Consider the following 13,338-nt stretch of genomic DNA (forward strand, 5'->3'; position numbering starts at 1 on the left):
AGGAGCCCATGGCTCTCAAAGGCTTCAAGCGCTGGATCTTCGCGGGCGTCGTCCTGTTCCTGGCGCTGATCCTGTCGGCGGCCTTCATCTGGCGCTACGACATTCTCAGCAACGCGCTGGACCCCAAGGTCCCGTTCCTGACCTATCACCCGCCGCCCGCGCCGGATTACGGCAAGCGGGCGTCCTGGGCGCTGCTGCCGCGCAACCCCGAGGCCGTTCCGCCCGCCGATCGTCCCGTCGACATCTTCTTCGTCCATCCGACGACCTTCGACGGCGGGCGCGACTGGAACGGCGGCATCGACCAGCCCAAGGCCGCGCGGTTCCTGTCGCGGGTGGTGCTGCCCAACTATGCCGGCCCGTTCGACCGCGTCGGGCGGCTCTTCGCGCCGCGCTATCGCCAGGCCAGCCTCTACACCTATCTAACCCTGCGCGACGACGCCCGCGAGGCGCGGCGCTTTGCCTATGGCGACGTGCTGCAGGCCTTCCGCGCCTATCGCGTCCGCTATGGCCAGGACCGGCCGTTCATCATCGTCGGGGTGGAGCAGGGCGGCTCGCTGGCCGCGCGCCTGCTGAGCGAGGAGATCGCCGCCAAGCCCGAGCTCAAGAGCCGCCTCGTCGCCGCCTACCTGATCGAGACCCCGGTTCCGGCCGACGAATATACGCCCGCCGCGCCGCTGCCGGCCTGCGAGCGTAAAGCCCAGGCCGGGTGCGTCGCCGCCTGGATCTCGGCGCCGGAAGGCGATTTCCAGCGGGTGCAGGAGGTGATCGGCCGCTCGCTGATCTGGGATCCGTCGGACCAGCTGGTGAACCTCGAAGGCCGCACGCCGCTGTGCTTCAACCCGTTGCTGGGCGGGACCTCGCTGGAGCGGGCGCCGGCCCGGCTGAACCTGGGCGCCGCCAACGCCACCGGGCTCGACTGGGGCGCCCGGCCGCCATTCCTCCAGCGCCAGGTGTCGGCGCGTTGCGAAAGCGGGATCCTGCGCACCAGCAAGCCGAAATCGAGTTCGCTGCGCGACAGCGGCTCATGGGCCGACCGGCGTAAGGTCGACGCCTTCAACCTGTTCTACGCCGACCTGGAAGCCGACGCCCTGGAGCGTGCGAAGGCCGCGGTCTCAGCCGGACGCTAGGAGCGCCTCCAGCCCGCCATAGGTCGGTTGGTCGATCCGGATCTGCCCGATCGCCGTCGCGCGGAGGTGGGCCAGCAGCGCCGGGTCGCGCGGCGCGATCCGGCCTTCGCGGAGGGCGTCGCAAAGCGCGCCGTTCAAGGTCGAGAAATCGCCGTCCCAGCGCAGCAGCGCTTGCAGACGCTCGACCGCCTCGATCTCCAGCATCGCGCCAAGTTCAGCCTCGCGCGCCACCGTGGCCCGGGCGTTGTCGGCCACGCGGGCCAGGAAGGCCTGGCGGGCGTCGCCTGGCGTGGCGGGCTGGGCGTCGAAGGCGGCGATCGCCTCGGACAGTTCGGCGGCGGTCGGATGGCTGATCATGCGGCCTCCATCAGGGCGACGAGGTCGATCTCGGTCTCGCTGGTCCGGCGGCCGATCATGGCGCGCTCGATCGAGCGGTCCGCGCCGGCGGCGAAGCTCTGGTACATCATCAGGCACATGACGCCCCATTTGAGCGACCCCAGCGCCTGCCAGAACTTGACGCGCTCCAAGGAGACGTCGCCGCCGTGGCCGGCCAGCAGGTCGGCATAGTCGCCAAAGCCACCGACGGGCTTGCGCCATTCGCCGAACCGCCAGGAATTGACGCACATCCAGCCCAGGTCCTCGGTCGGGTCTCCCAGATGGGCCAGCTCCCAGTCGAGCACGCCAACCAAGCCTTGTTCGGGATGGATCATCAGATTGCCGTTCCGGAAATCGCCGTGAACCAGCACCGGCTTTTCAGGCGGGGGCGGCGCGATGGCCTCCAGCCAGCGGAAGGCGGCCTCCAGGATCGGGCGCGGCGCTTTCATCTGGCGATAAAGGTCCTCGTAGCGCGCCAGCTCGCCTCGGGCGTCCGACTGGGCCAGCGGCGGCAGGCCTTCGGTCGGGATGGCGTGGATGCGGGCCAGAACCTCGCCGCAGCGGCGCGCCAGGCCGGGGCGGACGCTGGCGAAGGCCTCGTCGCGGACGATCCGTCGTCCCAAGGTCTCCCCCTCCAGGCGACGCATGACATAGGCCTCGCCAAGCGCGTCCTCCGGTTGGCAGACGCGGATGACGCTGGGGGCGGGGGCGCCGGCCGCGTCGGCGGCGCGGATCAGGGCGGCTTCGCTGGCGAGGGGCAGGGCGGTGTCGCGCGGCAGCGCGCCGTCCGGCCGCCGACGCAGGATCAGCGGCGTCCCATCGTCCAGGTCGAAGGCCCAGGTTTCGAGGCTGGCGCCGCCCGACAGTCGGCGGGCGTTGCGAGCGCCGGTCGCGGCGGGCGACAGGCGCGGGGCGAGGCGATCCAGGGCGGCGACGACATCCATGGAAGGGAAGCTTCCAGCCTTGACCCGGCGTCAGGCAAGACCTCGTCATCTTTACGGCGAGCCCGGCTGGCCTTAGGCACGGACTCACCATTCGCTGTTCAGGATTTCCGATGCCCTCCGGTCTCGCCGCGCTGCTCGATGACGTCGCCGGCATCACCAAGCTGGCCGCCGCTTCCCTCGATGACGTGACCGGCGCGGCCGGCAAGGCGGGGTCCAAGGCTGTGGGCGTGGTGGTCGACGACACCGCCGTGACGCCGGGCTACGCCATGGGCTTCACGCCCGATAGGGAACTGCCGATCGTCTGGAAGATCGCGCTCGGCTCGCTGCGCAACAAGCTGCTGTTCCTGTTGCCGGGCGCCATGCTGCTGTCGGCCTTCGCGCCGTGGGCGGTGACGCCGATCCTGATGTGCGGCGGCGCCTATCTGGCGTTCGAGGCGACCGAGAAGATTCTGGAAGCCTTCACGCCCGAGCATGAAGGCGAGGCGGTCGAAGAGCTGGCGCTTAGCGGGCCCGAACTCGAGAAGCAGAAGGTGACCGGCGCCATCCGCACCGACTTCATCCTGTCGGCGGAGATCATGGCGATCGCCCTGGCCGACGTTTCCGACAAACCGCTCGCCATCCAGGCTGGCGCCCTGGCCGTCGTCGGCGTTCTGCTGACCATCGGCGTCTATGGCGCGGTCGCCTTGATCGTGAAAATGGACGACATCGGCTTGCACCTGTCGCGGGGCAAGGTTCAGAGCCTGCGCGGCTTCGGCCGCGGACTGGTCAAGGCCATGCCCTGGACCATGGAGGCCCTGACCGTGATCGGCACCGCGGCCATGCTGTGGGTCGGCGGCGGCATCATCGTGCACGGACTTGAGAAGTTCCACCTGACCCCCGTGCCGCACTGGGTCGAGGGCTTCTCACACTGGGCGGGCCAAGCGCCGGGCGTCGGCGCGCTGGCCGGCTGGCTGGCGTTCGCGCTGGGCTCGGCCGTGGTTGGTCTCGTGATCGGCGGCGTCCTGGCCGGCGTCATGCACCTCTGGCATCACCGCAAGGGCGCGGCGGCGCACTAGAGCATTTTCCGATAAGTGTGCAGCGGTTATCGGATCGAAAAATGCTCTAAACTTTTGAAATAGAGCCCTTTTTATCCGATCTGATTGGTTCAATCAGATCGGAAAGGGCTCTAGCCGGCTTCGTTCAGCGACGAGGCCGGCTTCCAGTCGAACAGCTCCTGCAGCGTCCGCACCGCCTGGCCGCGCGGCGAGGTGAGCTCGGGATCGCGCGCCAGGATCAGCCGGGCGTCGTCGGCCGCCACGGCGATCAGGTCGCGGTGCGCCACGGGGTCGGCCAGGCGATAGGCCGGGAAGCCGCTCTGGTTGAGGCCCAGCGGGTCGCCGCCGCCGCGCAGCTCCAGGTCCTTCTCGGCGATCTCGAAGCCGTCGTCGCTGCGGCGCAGGATGTCGAGGCGCTTCTGGGCCACTTCCGACAGCGGCGGATCGTAGAGCAGCACGCAGGAGCTCTCCCGCGTCCCCCGGCCGACACGGCCGCGCAGCTGGTGGAGTTGGGCGAGGCCAAAGCGGTCGGCGTGCTCAATGACCATGATGCTGGCGTTGGGCACATTGACCCCGACCTCGACCACGGTGGTCGCGACCAGCACGCTGACCTCGCCGTTGACGAAGCGCTGCATGACCGCGTCCTTCTCGGCGGGCGGCATCTGGCCGTGCACCAGGCCGACGCCCGGCAGGTGACGGGCCAGGTCGGCGGCGCGATCCTCGGCGGCGCGTAGGTCGACCTTCTCCGACTCCGAGACCAGCGGACAGATCCAGAAGGCCTGGGCGCCGCTGGCGATCGCCGCCCGCAGGCGCTCGACGATCTCGGGCACGCGCGGCGTCGGCGCGGCGCGGGTGGCGACGGGCGTGCGGCCGGGGGGCTTCTCGTCGATCCGCGAGACGTCGAGGTCGCCGAAGACGGTCAGCTCCAAGGTGCGCGGGATCGGCGTCGCCGACATGGCGAGCAGGTGGACGCCCCAGTCGACGCCGGGCGGGCCCTTGTCCTGCAGGCGCCTGCGCTCGTTGACGCCGAAGCGGTGCTGCTCGTCGATGATGGTCAGGGCCAGGGCCTTGAAGACGACGTCGTCCTGGAAGAGGGCGTGGGTGCCGACCGCGATGTGGTGGGTTCCATCCGCGAGACCGGCGAGCTTGGCCGCGCGGGCCGCGCCCTTGTCGCGACCGGTCAACAGGATCACCGACAGGCCCAGCGCCTCCAGCGGACCGGCGATGGTCTCGAAGTGCTGGCGGGCCAGGATTTCCGTCGGGGCCATCAGCGCCGACTGCAGGCCGGCGCTGGCCGCGTCGGCCATGGCCAGCATGGCGACCACCGTCTTGCCCGAGCCGACGTCGCCCTGCAGCAGCCGGCTCATCCGCTCGCCGGAGGCCAGGTCGCCGCGGATCTCGGACAGGGCCCGGATCTGGGCGCCGGTCAGCCTGAAGGGCAGGGCCTTCTCGGCCGCCTCGGACAATGGCCCGGCCGGGATGCGCGGGCCGGGATGCGCGCGGCGCGCGGCCTTGCGCTGGGCCAAGGCCAGCTGGTGAGCCAGCAGTTCGTCATAGGCTAGGCGTCGACGCGGGCGGGCCAACGGGGACAGATCGGCTTCGCTGGCGGGCGCGTGCAGCGCCGCCAACGCGTCGCGCCAGGCCGGCAGGCGCTCGCGCTCCCGCCAGGCCGCGTCTTGCCATTCGGCGAGGTCAGGAGCCCGTTCCAAGGCCTCCAGCGCGAACTTGCGGAAGGTGCGGGAGGGCAGGCCGGAGGTGGCCGGATAGACGGTCTCGACCTCGGGTATGTCGCCGGCGCGTTCCTCGGCGACGATGTAGTCGGGGTGGGCGATCTGGAGTTCCGAGGCGAAGCCTTCCGGGCGCTCGACCTTGCCGCTCACCGCGCGCCGCGCGCCCTTGGGGTGCTGCCGCTCAAGATGCGGACCGTGGCCCTTGAACCAGATGAGCGTGAGGAAGCCTGTGCCATCCCAGGCGCGAACCTTCCAGGGCTGGCCCAGGCGATGCGGCGGCTGGTGGGCGTCGATGGTGACGACGAAGGTCTGGACCTGCCCCTCGACCGCCTGGTCCACCGTGGTGACGCCGCGGCGAATCAGGCCGGTGGGCGCGGTGAACAGCACGTCGCGCACGATCGGCCCGGCCAGCTTCTCGACCAGCGGCGCGACGCGCGGGCCCACGCCCTTGAGCGTGGACACCGAGGTGAACAGGGGAAAGAGAATCTCCGGGCGCATCTGCCGCGACCTTAGCCGCGTCCGCGCCCGTCCGCAGCCTTCGCCTCAGGGGGCCTTGTTCATCACCGGCTGCAGGGCGATGACGATGTCGGAATATTCGTCCGCGCGCGACGCGCCCGAGACGTTGAGGCGGGTGTAGAGCCAGGTGGCGCCATGACGGGCGTAGGCTTCGGACCAGCGGTTCTTGGCGTCGACGAGGTTGTTCGCCTCACCCGCGAAGACCACGGTTCCCTTGGAGTCCAGATAGACGTAGTTGCCGGCGATCGTCGTCGCCGGGTCGCCGTTTTCGGCGAGCTTGTAGCGGTAGACGGCGCCCGAGGCGCCCTTGAGTTCGATGTAAGGCTTCACGCTGTCCTCGCCCTGGAAACACTCGGCGTAGACGCACAGGTCGTGAAGGGTCCCGTGGGCCAAATTAAGGCTACCCAGGAACTACTGCAGCACGCCCGATCTTGCCAGGAAACGCCTCGTCCGCTCCTCGCGCGGCGAGGCGAGAAGCGAGCGTGAAGGTCCTTGCTCCACGATGACGCCGCCGTCCATGAAAATCGTGCGGTCCGCGACATCGCGCGCGAAATCCATCTGGTGCGTGACGATGACCATCGTCCGCCGTTCGGCCGCCAGATCGCGGATCACCGCCAGCACTTCGCCGACCAACTCAGGGTCCAGGGCCGAGGTCGGCTCGTCGAACAGGATGACCTCGGGATCCATGGCCAGGGCGCGGGCGATGGCGCAGCGCTGCTGCTGACCGCCCGACAGCGCGGCCGGGTAGGCGTTCACGCGGTCGCCGAGCCCAACCTTCTCCAGCAGCGCCAAGCCCTTGGCGCGGGCCTCGGCCGGCGGTGACTTGCGGACCACCACGGGACCCTCGATCACGTTCTCCACCGCCGTCCGGTGCGGGAAGAGGTTGAAGCCCTGGAAGACGAAACCGACGCGGCCATTCAGGGTCTTGGCCAGCGGCGCCTTGCCGCCAGCGGTCACACCCGCGATCGTCAGGTCGCCGCCGTTCAGCGGCTCGAGGCCGGCCAGACAGCGGAGCAGGGTGCTCTTGCCCGAGCCGCTGGGACCGATGATCGCCACGACCTCGCCCGGCGAAACGGTCAGGTCGACGCCCGCCAGCACGGGCGTGTCGCCGAAGCTCTTCCGGAGGTCCTTGGCGTCGATCGCGCTCATCGGCGGCCCTCCGCAGCGCGGCGCTCGAGGCGGTGTTGGCCTGCGGCCAAGACCGTCGAGACGATCCAGTAGATGGCCGCCGCGGCCAGATACATCGTGAAGATCTCGTAGGTCCGCGCGGTGATCAGCTGGGTCTGGCGGAACAGCTCCGGCACCTGGATCGTCGCGGCCAGCGAGGTGTCCTTGACCAGGCTGATGAAGCTGTTGGACAGCGGCGCGACCGCGGTGCGGGCGGCCTGGGGCAGGATCACCCGGCGCAGGGTCTGGCCCCGGCTCATGCCCAGGACCGTCGCGGCCTCCCACTGGCCCTTGTCGACGGCCGCGATCGCGCTGCGCAGGATCTCGCAGGCATAGGCCGCGACGTTCAGCGAGAAGCCGATGCCGGCGGCGGCCAGGGCCGGCATTTCGATCCCGAACTGCGGCAGGCCGTAATAGATCAGGAACAGCTGCACCAGCAGCGGCGTGCCCCGGAAGGCCGAGACATAGACGCTGGCCGGCCAGCGCAGCAGCGGCGAGCGCGACAGGCGCATCAACGCCAGGCCAAAGCCCAGCACGACGCCCACGCCCATGCCGATCACGCTCAGCACGACCGTGTAGCCGGCGCCCTTGAGCAGCAGCGGCGCCGACTGGCGCAGGAGATCGAGACCGGTCTCCATGCCTATTGGGTGACGTCCATGCCGAACCACTGTTGCGACAGGGCCGAGAGCTTGCCGCTGGACCGAAGCGCGTTGATCGCCTGGTCGATGATGACCTTCAGCGCGGCGTCCTTCTTCATGGCGACGCCCGCGCCCTGCGCCGCGAAGGGCGGTCCGGAGGCGACGAACTCGGGCGAGGTCTTGATGAAGTCGGCGGCGACCAGGCGGTCGTTCAGCACGGCGTCGATGCGGCCGGCCTTCAGGTCCTGGTACTTGGTCGGGTCGTCGTCATAGGTGCGCACGTCGGCGGTCGGCACGTTGGCGCGCAGCCATTGTTCGTAGTTGGTGCCCAGGCCCACGCCGACCTTCTTGCCGGCCAGCTCGTCCGGCTTGGTGGGGCCGGGCCTGTCCTTCAGCGTGATGATCTGGATGCCCGAGATCGTGTAGGGCTCGGAGAAGTCGTACTTGACCTTGCGGTCCGGCGTGATGGTGATCTGGTTGATCACGACATCCACGCGGCCGGACTCCAGGGCGCCCAGCAGGCCGGCGAACGGCGCGGGGCGGAATTCCGGCTTCAGGCCCAGCTGCGCGGCCAGCGCCTTGGCGAAGTCCACCTCGAAGCCGGTCAGTTGTCCGTCCGCCCCCTGGAAGTTGAACGGCGGATAGGTGCCTTCCAGGCCCACACGCAGGGTTCCTGACGCCTTGATCCGATCCCAGCTGCTGGCGCCAGCCTCCGGCTTCTTGGCGCAGGCGGCGAGCAGGGCGAGGCCGAGACCGGAAACGACGGCGCGGCGGGCGGGGAATCGCATCGAACAGACCCTTGGGCGAAATACTCTGGTGCAGTTCTATACGGGCGCGCGCGGTTCGCCAGTCCGAACGCGCGCCGCGCCCCTCGCGAGACGTCGGACGTCTAACGCTTGCGCAAAAACACCGTGCCGGCGGAGTAACCGGCGCCGAAGCTGCAGATCAGCCCCGTTTCGCCCGGCTTGAAATCGTCATTGGCCGTGTGGAAGGCGATGATCGAGCCGGCCGAGCTGGTGTTGGCGTATTCGTCGAGGATGATGACGTTCTCGCCCGGCGCGGGATCGCGGCCCAGCACCTTGCGGCCGATCATCTCGTTCATGTTGATATTGGCCTGGTGCAGCCAGAGGCGCTTCAGCGTCGACGGATCCAGGCCCAGGTCCTTGGCGTGTTCGATGATCATTTCGCTGACCATCGGCACCACCTCGCGGAACACCTTGCGGCCTTCCTGCACGAACAGCTTGTCCTTGGCGCCGATGCCTTCCGGCGCGGCGTTGTTCAGGAAGCCGAAGTTGTTGCGGATGTTGTTCGAGAACTGGGTCTTCAGGCGCGTGCCCAGAATCTCCCAGCCGTCCTTGGCCTGGTCGGCGTCCTCGACGATCACGGCGGTCGCCACGTCGCCGAAGATGAAGTGGCTGTCGCGATCCTTGAAGTTCAGGTGGCCCGAGCAGATCTCGGGATTGACCATAAGCACCGCCTTGGCGCTGCCCGTGGTGACGAAGTCGGCGGCGGTCTTGATGCCGAAGGTCGCCGACGAACAGGCGACGTTCATGTCGAAGGCGAAGCCCTCGATGCCCAGGGCCTGCTGGATCTCGATCGCCATGGCCGGGTAGGGGCGCTGCATGTTCGAGGCGGCGCAGATCACCGCGCCGATCTCGCTGACCGGCTTGCCCCAACGCGCGATCGCTTGCTTGGCGGCCTCGACCGCCATCTCGGCTAGGATCGAGATCTGGTCGTTCGGACGCTCGGGGATGATCGGGCGCATGATCTCGGGATCGATGATCCCGGCCTTGTTCATCACGAAGCGCGACTTGATGCCCGAAGCCTTCTCGATGAATTCGGGCGAGGAGGGGGCGAGAGCGACCACTTCACCCGCCGCGATGGCGTCGGCGTTGGCCGCGTTGAAGCGCTCGACATAGGTGTTGAAGGCTTCGACCAGCTCGGCGTTGGAGATGCTGTGGGGCGGGGTGAACAGCCCCGTGGCGGCGATGACGGCTTGCGGCAAGACGACGGTCCCGATGATACGCGCGGGCCTCGTCCTGTCTTCGGGCGGGCTCGCGTTCTGACGCTTGTTTGACGCCGTAGATAGCACGGAAGCCGGCCGCGTCATCCAGCGCCTTTTCCAACCGGACACGCAATCGCCCCAAACGGGACCGTGAACCGCCGCATGCTCGCCGCGTTATCCGCTTAGCCCTAGGCTGGCTGAGGGAGCAAAGAGTACGCGTAGCATAGGAGTATAAAAATGAAGACTCTCATCGCCACTACCCTGGTCGCTGGTTCGGTTCTCGCGGCCCCCATGTTTGCTCAAGCTCAGAATTCGACGGACGTATATGGTTCTGTCAACTATGGCCAAACTCGGACGCGTGGGGCCGACACCGGCGCTATTCAAGGACGGATCGGCGCCAAGTTTACGCCTAATTTTGGCGTTGAGGGCGAAATCGCAGGCGGCGTTGATGGCGACACCGTCTACGCGCCTGGCGCCGCCAAGGTGAAGATGGAACACCAGGCGGCCGCGTACGCGGTCGGCTACTTGCCTGTGACCCCCAATCTCGACCTCCTGGCCCGTGTCGGTTACGGCACGACCAAGTTCGACACCAAGAATCCGGCCGCCACGGACTTCGACGGCAGCCGCGAGAGTTGGAACTACGGCGTCGGCGCCGAATACAAGATGGATGGCAAGAACGGCATCCGCGCCGACTGGACCAAGTCGGAATACACCAAGAGCGATCTGAGCTCGAACACGGTGTCGGTCGGCTACGTCCGCCACTTCTAACCGCTGATCCAAGAGCGCCTCATTTCGAGGTCGCAAGAGAGCGGCGCGTCCTGCGGGGCGCGCCGTTTTCTTTGTTTCGAGGGTCTCTGTGCTTGACGACCGGGAGCGACGCCCTTCAATCTGAACAGCAATAAGATAAAGGGGAGGCGCGTCGGTCTTGGACAAGGCGCTGTTGATTCAGTTGGGCGGATCCGTCGTCGCCGTCGCCCTGCTGGTGGCCGTGGCGGCCTGGCTAGGCGCGGCGCGGCCCACGCCGCCGCTCGACGTCGAGGCGGCCCGGTCTCTGCTGGCCGTCGAATTCCCCGATCACAAGCCGACCGCCCTGTGGATCGCCGCCGACGGGGCGGGCCTCATCGCGCGCGAAAACGACCAAGCCCTGGTGATCTGGCGGCGTGGCGACGGCTATGTCGCGCGCGAGGCGCCGTGGCGGGATGTTTCCGATCTCCGTCCAAGCCATGGACGTCTTGCCATGCGGATGGGCGATGGCCGTCCCGTCTTCGCGGTCGCCGACGACCGCTGGCCGCCCGAGGAGCTCGCCTGATGCTGACGCCCAGTTTTGACCCCGTTCAGCTGGCGATCCCGTTTTTCGTCCTAGCGATCGTGCTGGAAATCCTGCTTGGCCGCTTCGGCAAGGCCAAGGCGAACTACGAGACGCGCGACACGGCCGTGTCCCTGAGCATGGGCCTGGGCAGCACAGTGGCGGGGATCCTGTTCGGCGGGGTGGTCTTCGCCGCGACGGTCTGGGTCTGGAACCACCGGATCTTCACCATCCCCATGACGGCGGTCTGGGCCTGGGTCGCGGTCTTTCTGCTGGAGGACCTGACCTACTACTGGTTCCACCGCATCGCCCATGAGCGCCGGTTCTGGTGGGCCAGCCACGTCAATCACCACACCTCGACCCACTACAACCTGTCGACCGCTCTGCGGCAGACCTGGACCGGCGGCGTCGCGGGAACCTGGCTGCTCTGGCTGCCGCTGTCGTTCGTCGGCTTTCCGCCGGCGATGGTGGCGATCCAGAAGGGCGTCAGCCTCGTCTACCAGTTCTGGATCCATACCGAGGCGATCAAGCGCATGCCGCGCTGGTTCGAGGCGGTGTTCAACACGCCGTCGCATCACCGGGTGCACCACGCCCGCAACGCTCGCTATCTGGACGCCAACTACGCCGGCATCCTGATCATCTGGGACCGACTGTTCGGCACCTTCATCCCGGAGACCGACGAAGAGCCCTGCCGCTATGGCACAGTGAAGAACCTCGGCAACTTCAACCTGCTGCACAACGTCTTCCACGAGTGGGTGGGGATCGGTCGCGACGTCGCCGGGTCCAAGTCTCCGCGCGAGGTTCTCGGCTACGTCTTCGGGCCGCCCGGCTGGAGCCCCGACGGCTCGCGTGAGACCTCGCACACGCTGAAGGCCAAGTGGCGGGCGCGGGAAGAGGCGGCTAATCGCGCAGCAGAGGCAGCGAAAGCCCCGTCGCCTGGCGCGTCGCCAGCATCTCGCGGCGGAACCTGAACAGCTCGGCGGGCCGGCCGCCGGTCTCGGCGTCGAGCCGGCCCAGGCCCTCGACCAGTTCCTCGCGCTCGACCACCCGGCGGAAGTTCTGCTTGTGCAGGGGCACCCCGGCGATAGCCTCGACCGTGCGCTGCAGGGTCGAAAGGGTGAACTCCTCGGGGGTCAGCTCGAACACCACCGGCCGGTACTTGATCTTGCCGCGCAGGCGCGAGAGGCCCGTGGCCAGGATGCGCCGGTGGTCCGAGATCATCGGCTCGCCCAGCGCCGCCGACAGGGCCTCGGGTTCGGCCGGATCGTGGCCGTCGGCGCGGGCGCGGTCGCGGGCGGCCTCGGGCGCCAAGCCGGCCTCGTACAGCAGCTCGTAGCGTTCAAGCACCCGCTCCTCGTTCCACGGCGCGCCGTCCAGGGCGAAGGCCAGCCGCGCGCGCGACCACTTGCCGGCGTCGTCGCCGGCCCAGCGGCGCAAGGCCGGGGCGATGGCCTCGTCGAGTAGTGCGGGGCGGCCGGCGCGCCAGTCCTCCCAAGGGAAGAACCGGCTCCACGGGGCCCAGGCGGTGTCGGGAGCGTCGGTGTCGACCGCCTTGGGCGTCAGGCCGAGATAGCCGACCGAGACGACGCGAGCGGCGCCGGCCCCGACCTCGGCGCGCGGGGCGTCTCGGCCCTTGTCGCCAAAGGTGTAGAGCTGCTCGACATAGCCCAGCTGGAATCGGGTCTGGGCCGTCACGAAGGCGCGCAGGCCCAGCTCGAAGGTGCGATGCGCCTCGGGGTCGAACGGGCCGAAGGGCAGGCCGGACAGCGGTGAGGCGACGTCGGTGACGGCGTCGTGCGGCCGCACGGTCAGGACGACGGCCTCGCCGTCGCGGATCGCGACGACCACCGCCGACAGGCCGATGACGACCGAGATGCTCATCGCGCGCTCATCACTCCGTCTCGAACGCCGCGCCGGGCGCGGATTCATAGCCCGCGGCGCGCGACAGCACATGGAAGCGCTGGACGTAGCGGGCCTGGGCCTCGAACGGGGGCAGGGGCGTGATGTGGAGGTCGTACCCGACGGGAGGCGCGCCGAAGATCGACAGCGACTCCTCGTGATTGAAGCCCGCCAGCTGGGTGGCCTCGAAGAAGGCGCAGGCGCGGTCGGCCTGCTTGATCAGCTTCTTGATCGGCGCCGGCGTCTTGGCCGGCAGGCCGAAGCGGATGTGGATCGCGTCCTCGAGCCGGGCCTCGAAATCCTTGTAGCTGACGCCCAGCGCCGCCTTGAACGGGCTGATCATGTCGCCGATCACGTATTCGCTGGCGTCGTGCAGCAAGGCGGCCAGCCGCCAGCGGGGTTCGAGGTCGGGCTTGATATGGGCGGCGATCTCCTCGACCACGAGGCTGTGCTGGGCGACCGAGAAGCCGTGGTCGCCGATCGTCTGCCCGTTCCAGCGCGCCACGCGCGCCAAGCCGTGGGCGATATCCTCGATTTCGATGTCCATCGGCGACGGATCGAGCAGGTCGAGCCGACGTCCGGAGAGCATTCTCTGCC

General features: G+C 68.6%; 15 protein-coding genes. 5 read left to right on the forward strand and 10 right to left on the reverse strand.

Annotated elements, in window-relative coordinates:
• Positions 1-8: 8 nt before the first annotated feature.
• Positions 9-1,127, forward strand: coding sequence for a DUF3089 domain-containing protein (locus Q0379_RS23170; RefSeq protein WP_299017384.1), 1,119 nt, complete (start codon positions 9-11; stop codon positions 1,125-1,127).
• On the opposite strand, the gene Q0379_RS23175 is transcribed toward Q0379_RS23170, so the two are convergent.
• Both Q0379_RS23175 and Q0379_RS23180 read right to left on the reverse strand, forming a co-directional pair.
• Complete coding sequence (locus tag Q0379_RS23175) at positions 1,113-1,484, reverse strand: DUF6285 domain-containing protein (protein WP_299017387.1); 372 nt, start codon at positions 1,482-1,484, stop codon at positions 1,113-1,115. The genes Q0379_RS23170 and Q0379_RS23175 overlap by 15 nt on opposite strands.
• The gene (locus Q0379_RS23180) at positions 1,481-2,446 is read right to left on the reverse strand and encodes a phosphotransferase family protein (RefSeq protein WP_366519349.1); all 966 of its coding nucleotides are present in this window, start codon (positions 2,444-2,446) and stop codon (positions 1,481-1,483) included. Before Q0379_RS23180 ends, Q0379_RS23175 begins: the two co-directional genes overlap by 4 nt.
• Before the next feature lie 110 nt (positions 2,447-2,556).
• Here Q0379_RS23180 and Q0379_RS23185 point away from each other — a divergent pair, with 110 nt between their 5' ends.
• Positions 2,557-3,501 carry a DUF808 domain-containing protein gene (locus tag Q0379_RS23185; RefSeq protein ID WP_299017389.1) on the forward strand — a complete coding sequence of 315 codons (945 nt, stop codon included), beginning with the start codon at positions 2,557-2,559 and terminating at the stop codon, positions 3,499-3,501.
• 110 nt (positions 3,502-3,611) lie between these two features.
• On the opposite strand, the gene recG is transcribed toward Q0379_RS23185, so the two are convergent.
• The 6 genes from recG to Q0379_RS23215 form a co-directional block, all read right to left on the reverse strand.
• A complete protein-coding gene (recG, locus tag Q0379_RS23190) occupies positions 3,612-5,708 on the reverse strand; it encodes an ATP-dependent DNA helicase RecG (protein WP_299017392.1) in 2,097 nt (698 codons plus the stop codon).
• A 45-nt stretch (positions 5,709-5,753) separates the two neighbouring features.
• Positions 5,754-6,056: a hypothetical protein gene (locus tag Q0379_RS23195; protein WP_299017419.1), complete on the reverse strand. Its 303-nt coding sequence runs from the start codon at positions 6,054-6,056 to the stop codon at positions 5,754-5,756.
• 81 nt (positions 6,057-6,137) lie between these two features.
• Positions 6,138-6,875: an amino acid ABC transporter ATP-binding protein gene (locus Q0379_RS23200; RefSeq protein ID WP_299017395.1), complete on the reverse strand. Its 738-nt coding sequence runs from the start codon at positions 6,873-6,875 to the stop codon at positions 6,138-6,140.
• Positions 6,872-7,531: a cystine ABC transporter permease gene (tcyL, locus tag Q0379_RS23205; protein WP_299017398.1), complete on the reverse strand. Its 660-nt coding sequence runs from the start codon at positions 7,529-7,531 to the stop codon at positions 6,872-6,874. Before tcyL ends, Q0379_RS23200 begins: the two co-directional genes overlap by 4 nt.
• A gap of 2 nt (positions 7,532-7,533) precedes the next feature.
• On the reverse strand, positions 7,534-8,319 hold the full coding sequence (gene tcyJ, locus Q0379_RS23210) for a cystine ABC transporter substrate-binding protein (protein ID WP_299017401.1): 786 nt from the start codon (positions 8,317-8,319) through the stop codon (positions 7,534-7,536).
• A gap of 101 nt (positions 8,320-8,420) precedes the next feature.
• The gene (locus Q0379_RS23215) at positions 8,421-9,536 is read right to left on the reverse strand and encodes a beta-ketoacyl-ACP synthase III (protein ID WP_299017404.1); all 1,116 of its coding nucleotides are present in this window, start codon (positions 9,534-9,536) and stop codon (positions 8,421-8,423) included.
• Between the two features lie 237 nt (positions 9,537-9,773).
• Here Q0379_RS23215 and Q0379_RS23220 point away from each other — a divergent pair, with 237 nt between their 5' ends.
• The 3 genes from Q0379_RS23220 to Q0379_RS23230 all read left to right on the forward strand — a co-directional run bounded on the left by Q0379_RS23220 (position 9,774) and on the right by Q0379_RS23230 (position 11,813).
• Positions 9,774-10,304, forward strand: a complete 531-nt coding sequence (locus tag Q0379_RS23220) for a porin family protein (protein WP_299017407.1) — start codon at positions 9,774-9,776, stop codon at positions 10,302-10,304.
• 157 nt (positions 10,305-10,461) lie between these two features.
• Positions 10,462-10,845: a hypothetical protein gene (locus Q0379_RS23225; protein WP_299017409.1), complete on the forward strand. Its 384-nt coding sequence runs from the start codon at positions 10,462-10,464 to the stop codon at positions 10,843-10,845.
• Positions 10,845-11,813 carry a sterol desaturase family protein gene (locus Q0379_RS23230; RefSeq protein ID WP_299017411.1) on the forward strand — a complete coding sequence of 323 codons (969 nt, stop codon included), beginning with the start codon at positions 10,845-10,847 and terminating at the stop codon, positions 11,811-11,813. Before Q0379_RS23225 ends, Q0379_RS23230 begins: the two co-directional genes overlap by 1 nt.
• Here Q0379_RS23230 and Q0379_RS23235 read toward each other — a convergent pair.
• Entirely contained in the window at positions 11,743-12,771 is a 1,029-nt protein-coding gene (locus Q0379_RS23235) for an NAD regulator (RefSeq protein WP_299017414.1), read from the reverse strand. The two genes, Q0379_RS23230 and Q0379_RS23235, sit on opposite strands and share 71 nt — an antisense overlap.
• Positions 12,734-13,338 (reverse strand): HD family hydrolase (locus Q0379_RS23240; RefSeq protein WP_299017416.1); only part of this gene is annotated, 605 nt, incomplete at its 5' end. The genes Q0379_RS23240 and Q0379_RS23235, both read right to left, overlap by 38 nt.

Source organism: uncultured Caulobacter sp., assembly GCF_937900395.1.
Taxonomy (GTDB): Bacteria; Pseudomonadota; Alphaproteobacteria; order Caulobacterales; family Caulobacteraceae; genus Caulobacter.

Excerpts from the sequence above, each read along its gene's own strand:
- Q0379_RS23180 (WP_366519349.1), bottom strand. The coding sequence starts at position 2,446 with ATGGATGTCGTCGCCGCCCTGGATCGCCTCGCCCCGCGCCTGTCGCCC.
- Q0379_RS23230 (WP_299017411.1), top strand. The coding sequence starts at position 10,845 with ATGCTGACGCCCAGTTTTGACCCCGTTCAGCTGGCGATCCCGTTTTTC.
- Q0379_RS23175 (WP_299017387.1), bottom strand. The coding sequence starts at position 1,484 with ATGATCAGCCATCCGACCGCCGCCGAACTGTCCGAGGCGATCGCCGCC.
- Q0379_RS23220 (WP_299017407.1), top strand. The coding sequence starts at position 9,774 with ATGAAGACTCTCATCGCCACTACCCTGGTCGCTGGTTCGGTTCTCGCG.
- Q0379_RS23185 (WP_299017389.1), top strand. The coding sequence starts at position 2,557 with ATGCCCTCCGGTCTCGCCGCGCTGCTCGATGACGTCGCCGGCATCACC.
- recG (WP_299017392.1), bottom strand. The coding sequence starts at position 5,708 with ATGCGCCCGGAGATTCTCTTTCCCCTGTTCACCTCGGTGTCCACGCTC.
- tcyJ (WP_299017401.1), bottom strand. The coding sequence starts at position 8,319 with ATGCGATTCCCCGCCCGCCGCGCCGTCGTTTCCGGTCTCGGCCTCGCC.
- Q0379_RS23200 (WP_299017395.1), bottom strand. The coding sequence starts at position 6,875 with ATGAGCGCGATCGACGCCAAGGACCTCCGGAAGAGCTTCGGCGACACG.
- Q0379_RS23235 (WP_299017414.1), bottom strand. The coding sequence starts at position 12,771 with ATGAATCCGCGCCCGGCGCGGCGTTCGAGACGGAGTGATGAGCGCGCG.
- tcyL (WP_299017398.1), bottom strand. The coding sequence starts at position 7,531 with ATGGAGACCGGTCTCGATCTCCTGCGCCAGTCGGCGCCGCTGCTGCTC.
- Q0379_RS23170 (WP_299017384.1), top strand. The coding sequence starts at position 9 with ATGGCTCTCAAAGGCTTCAAGCGCTGGATCTTCGCGGGCGTCGTCCTG.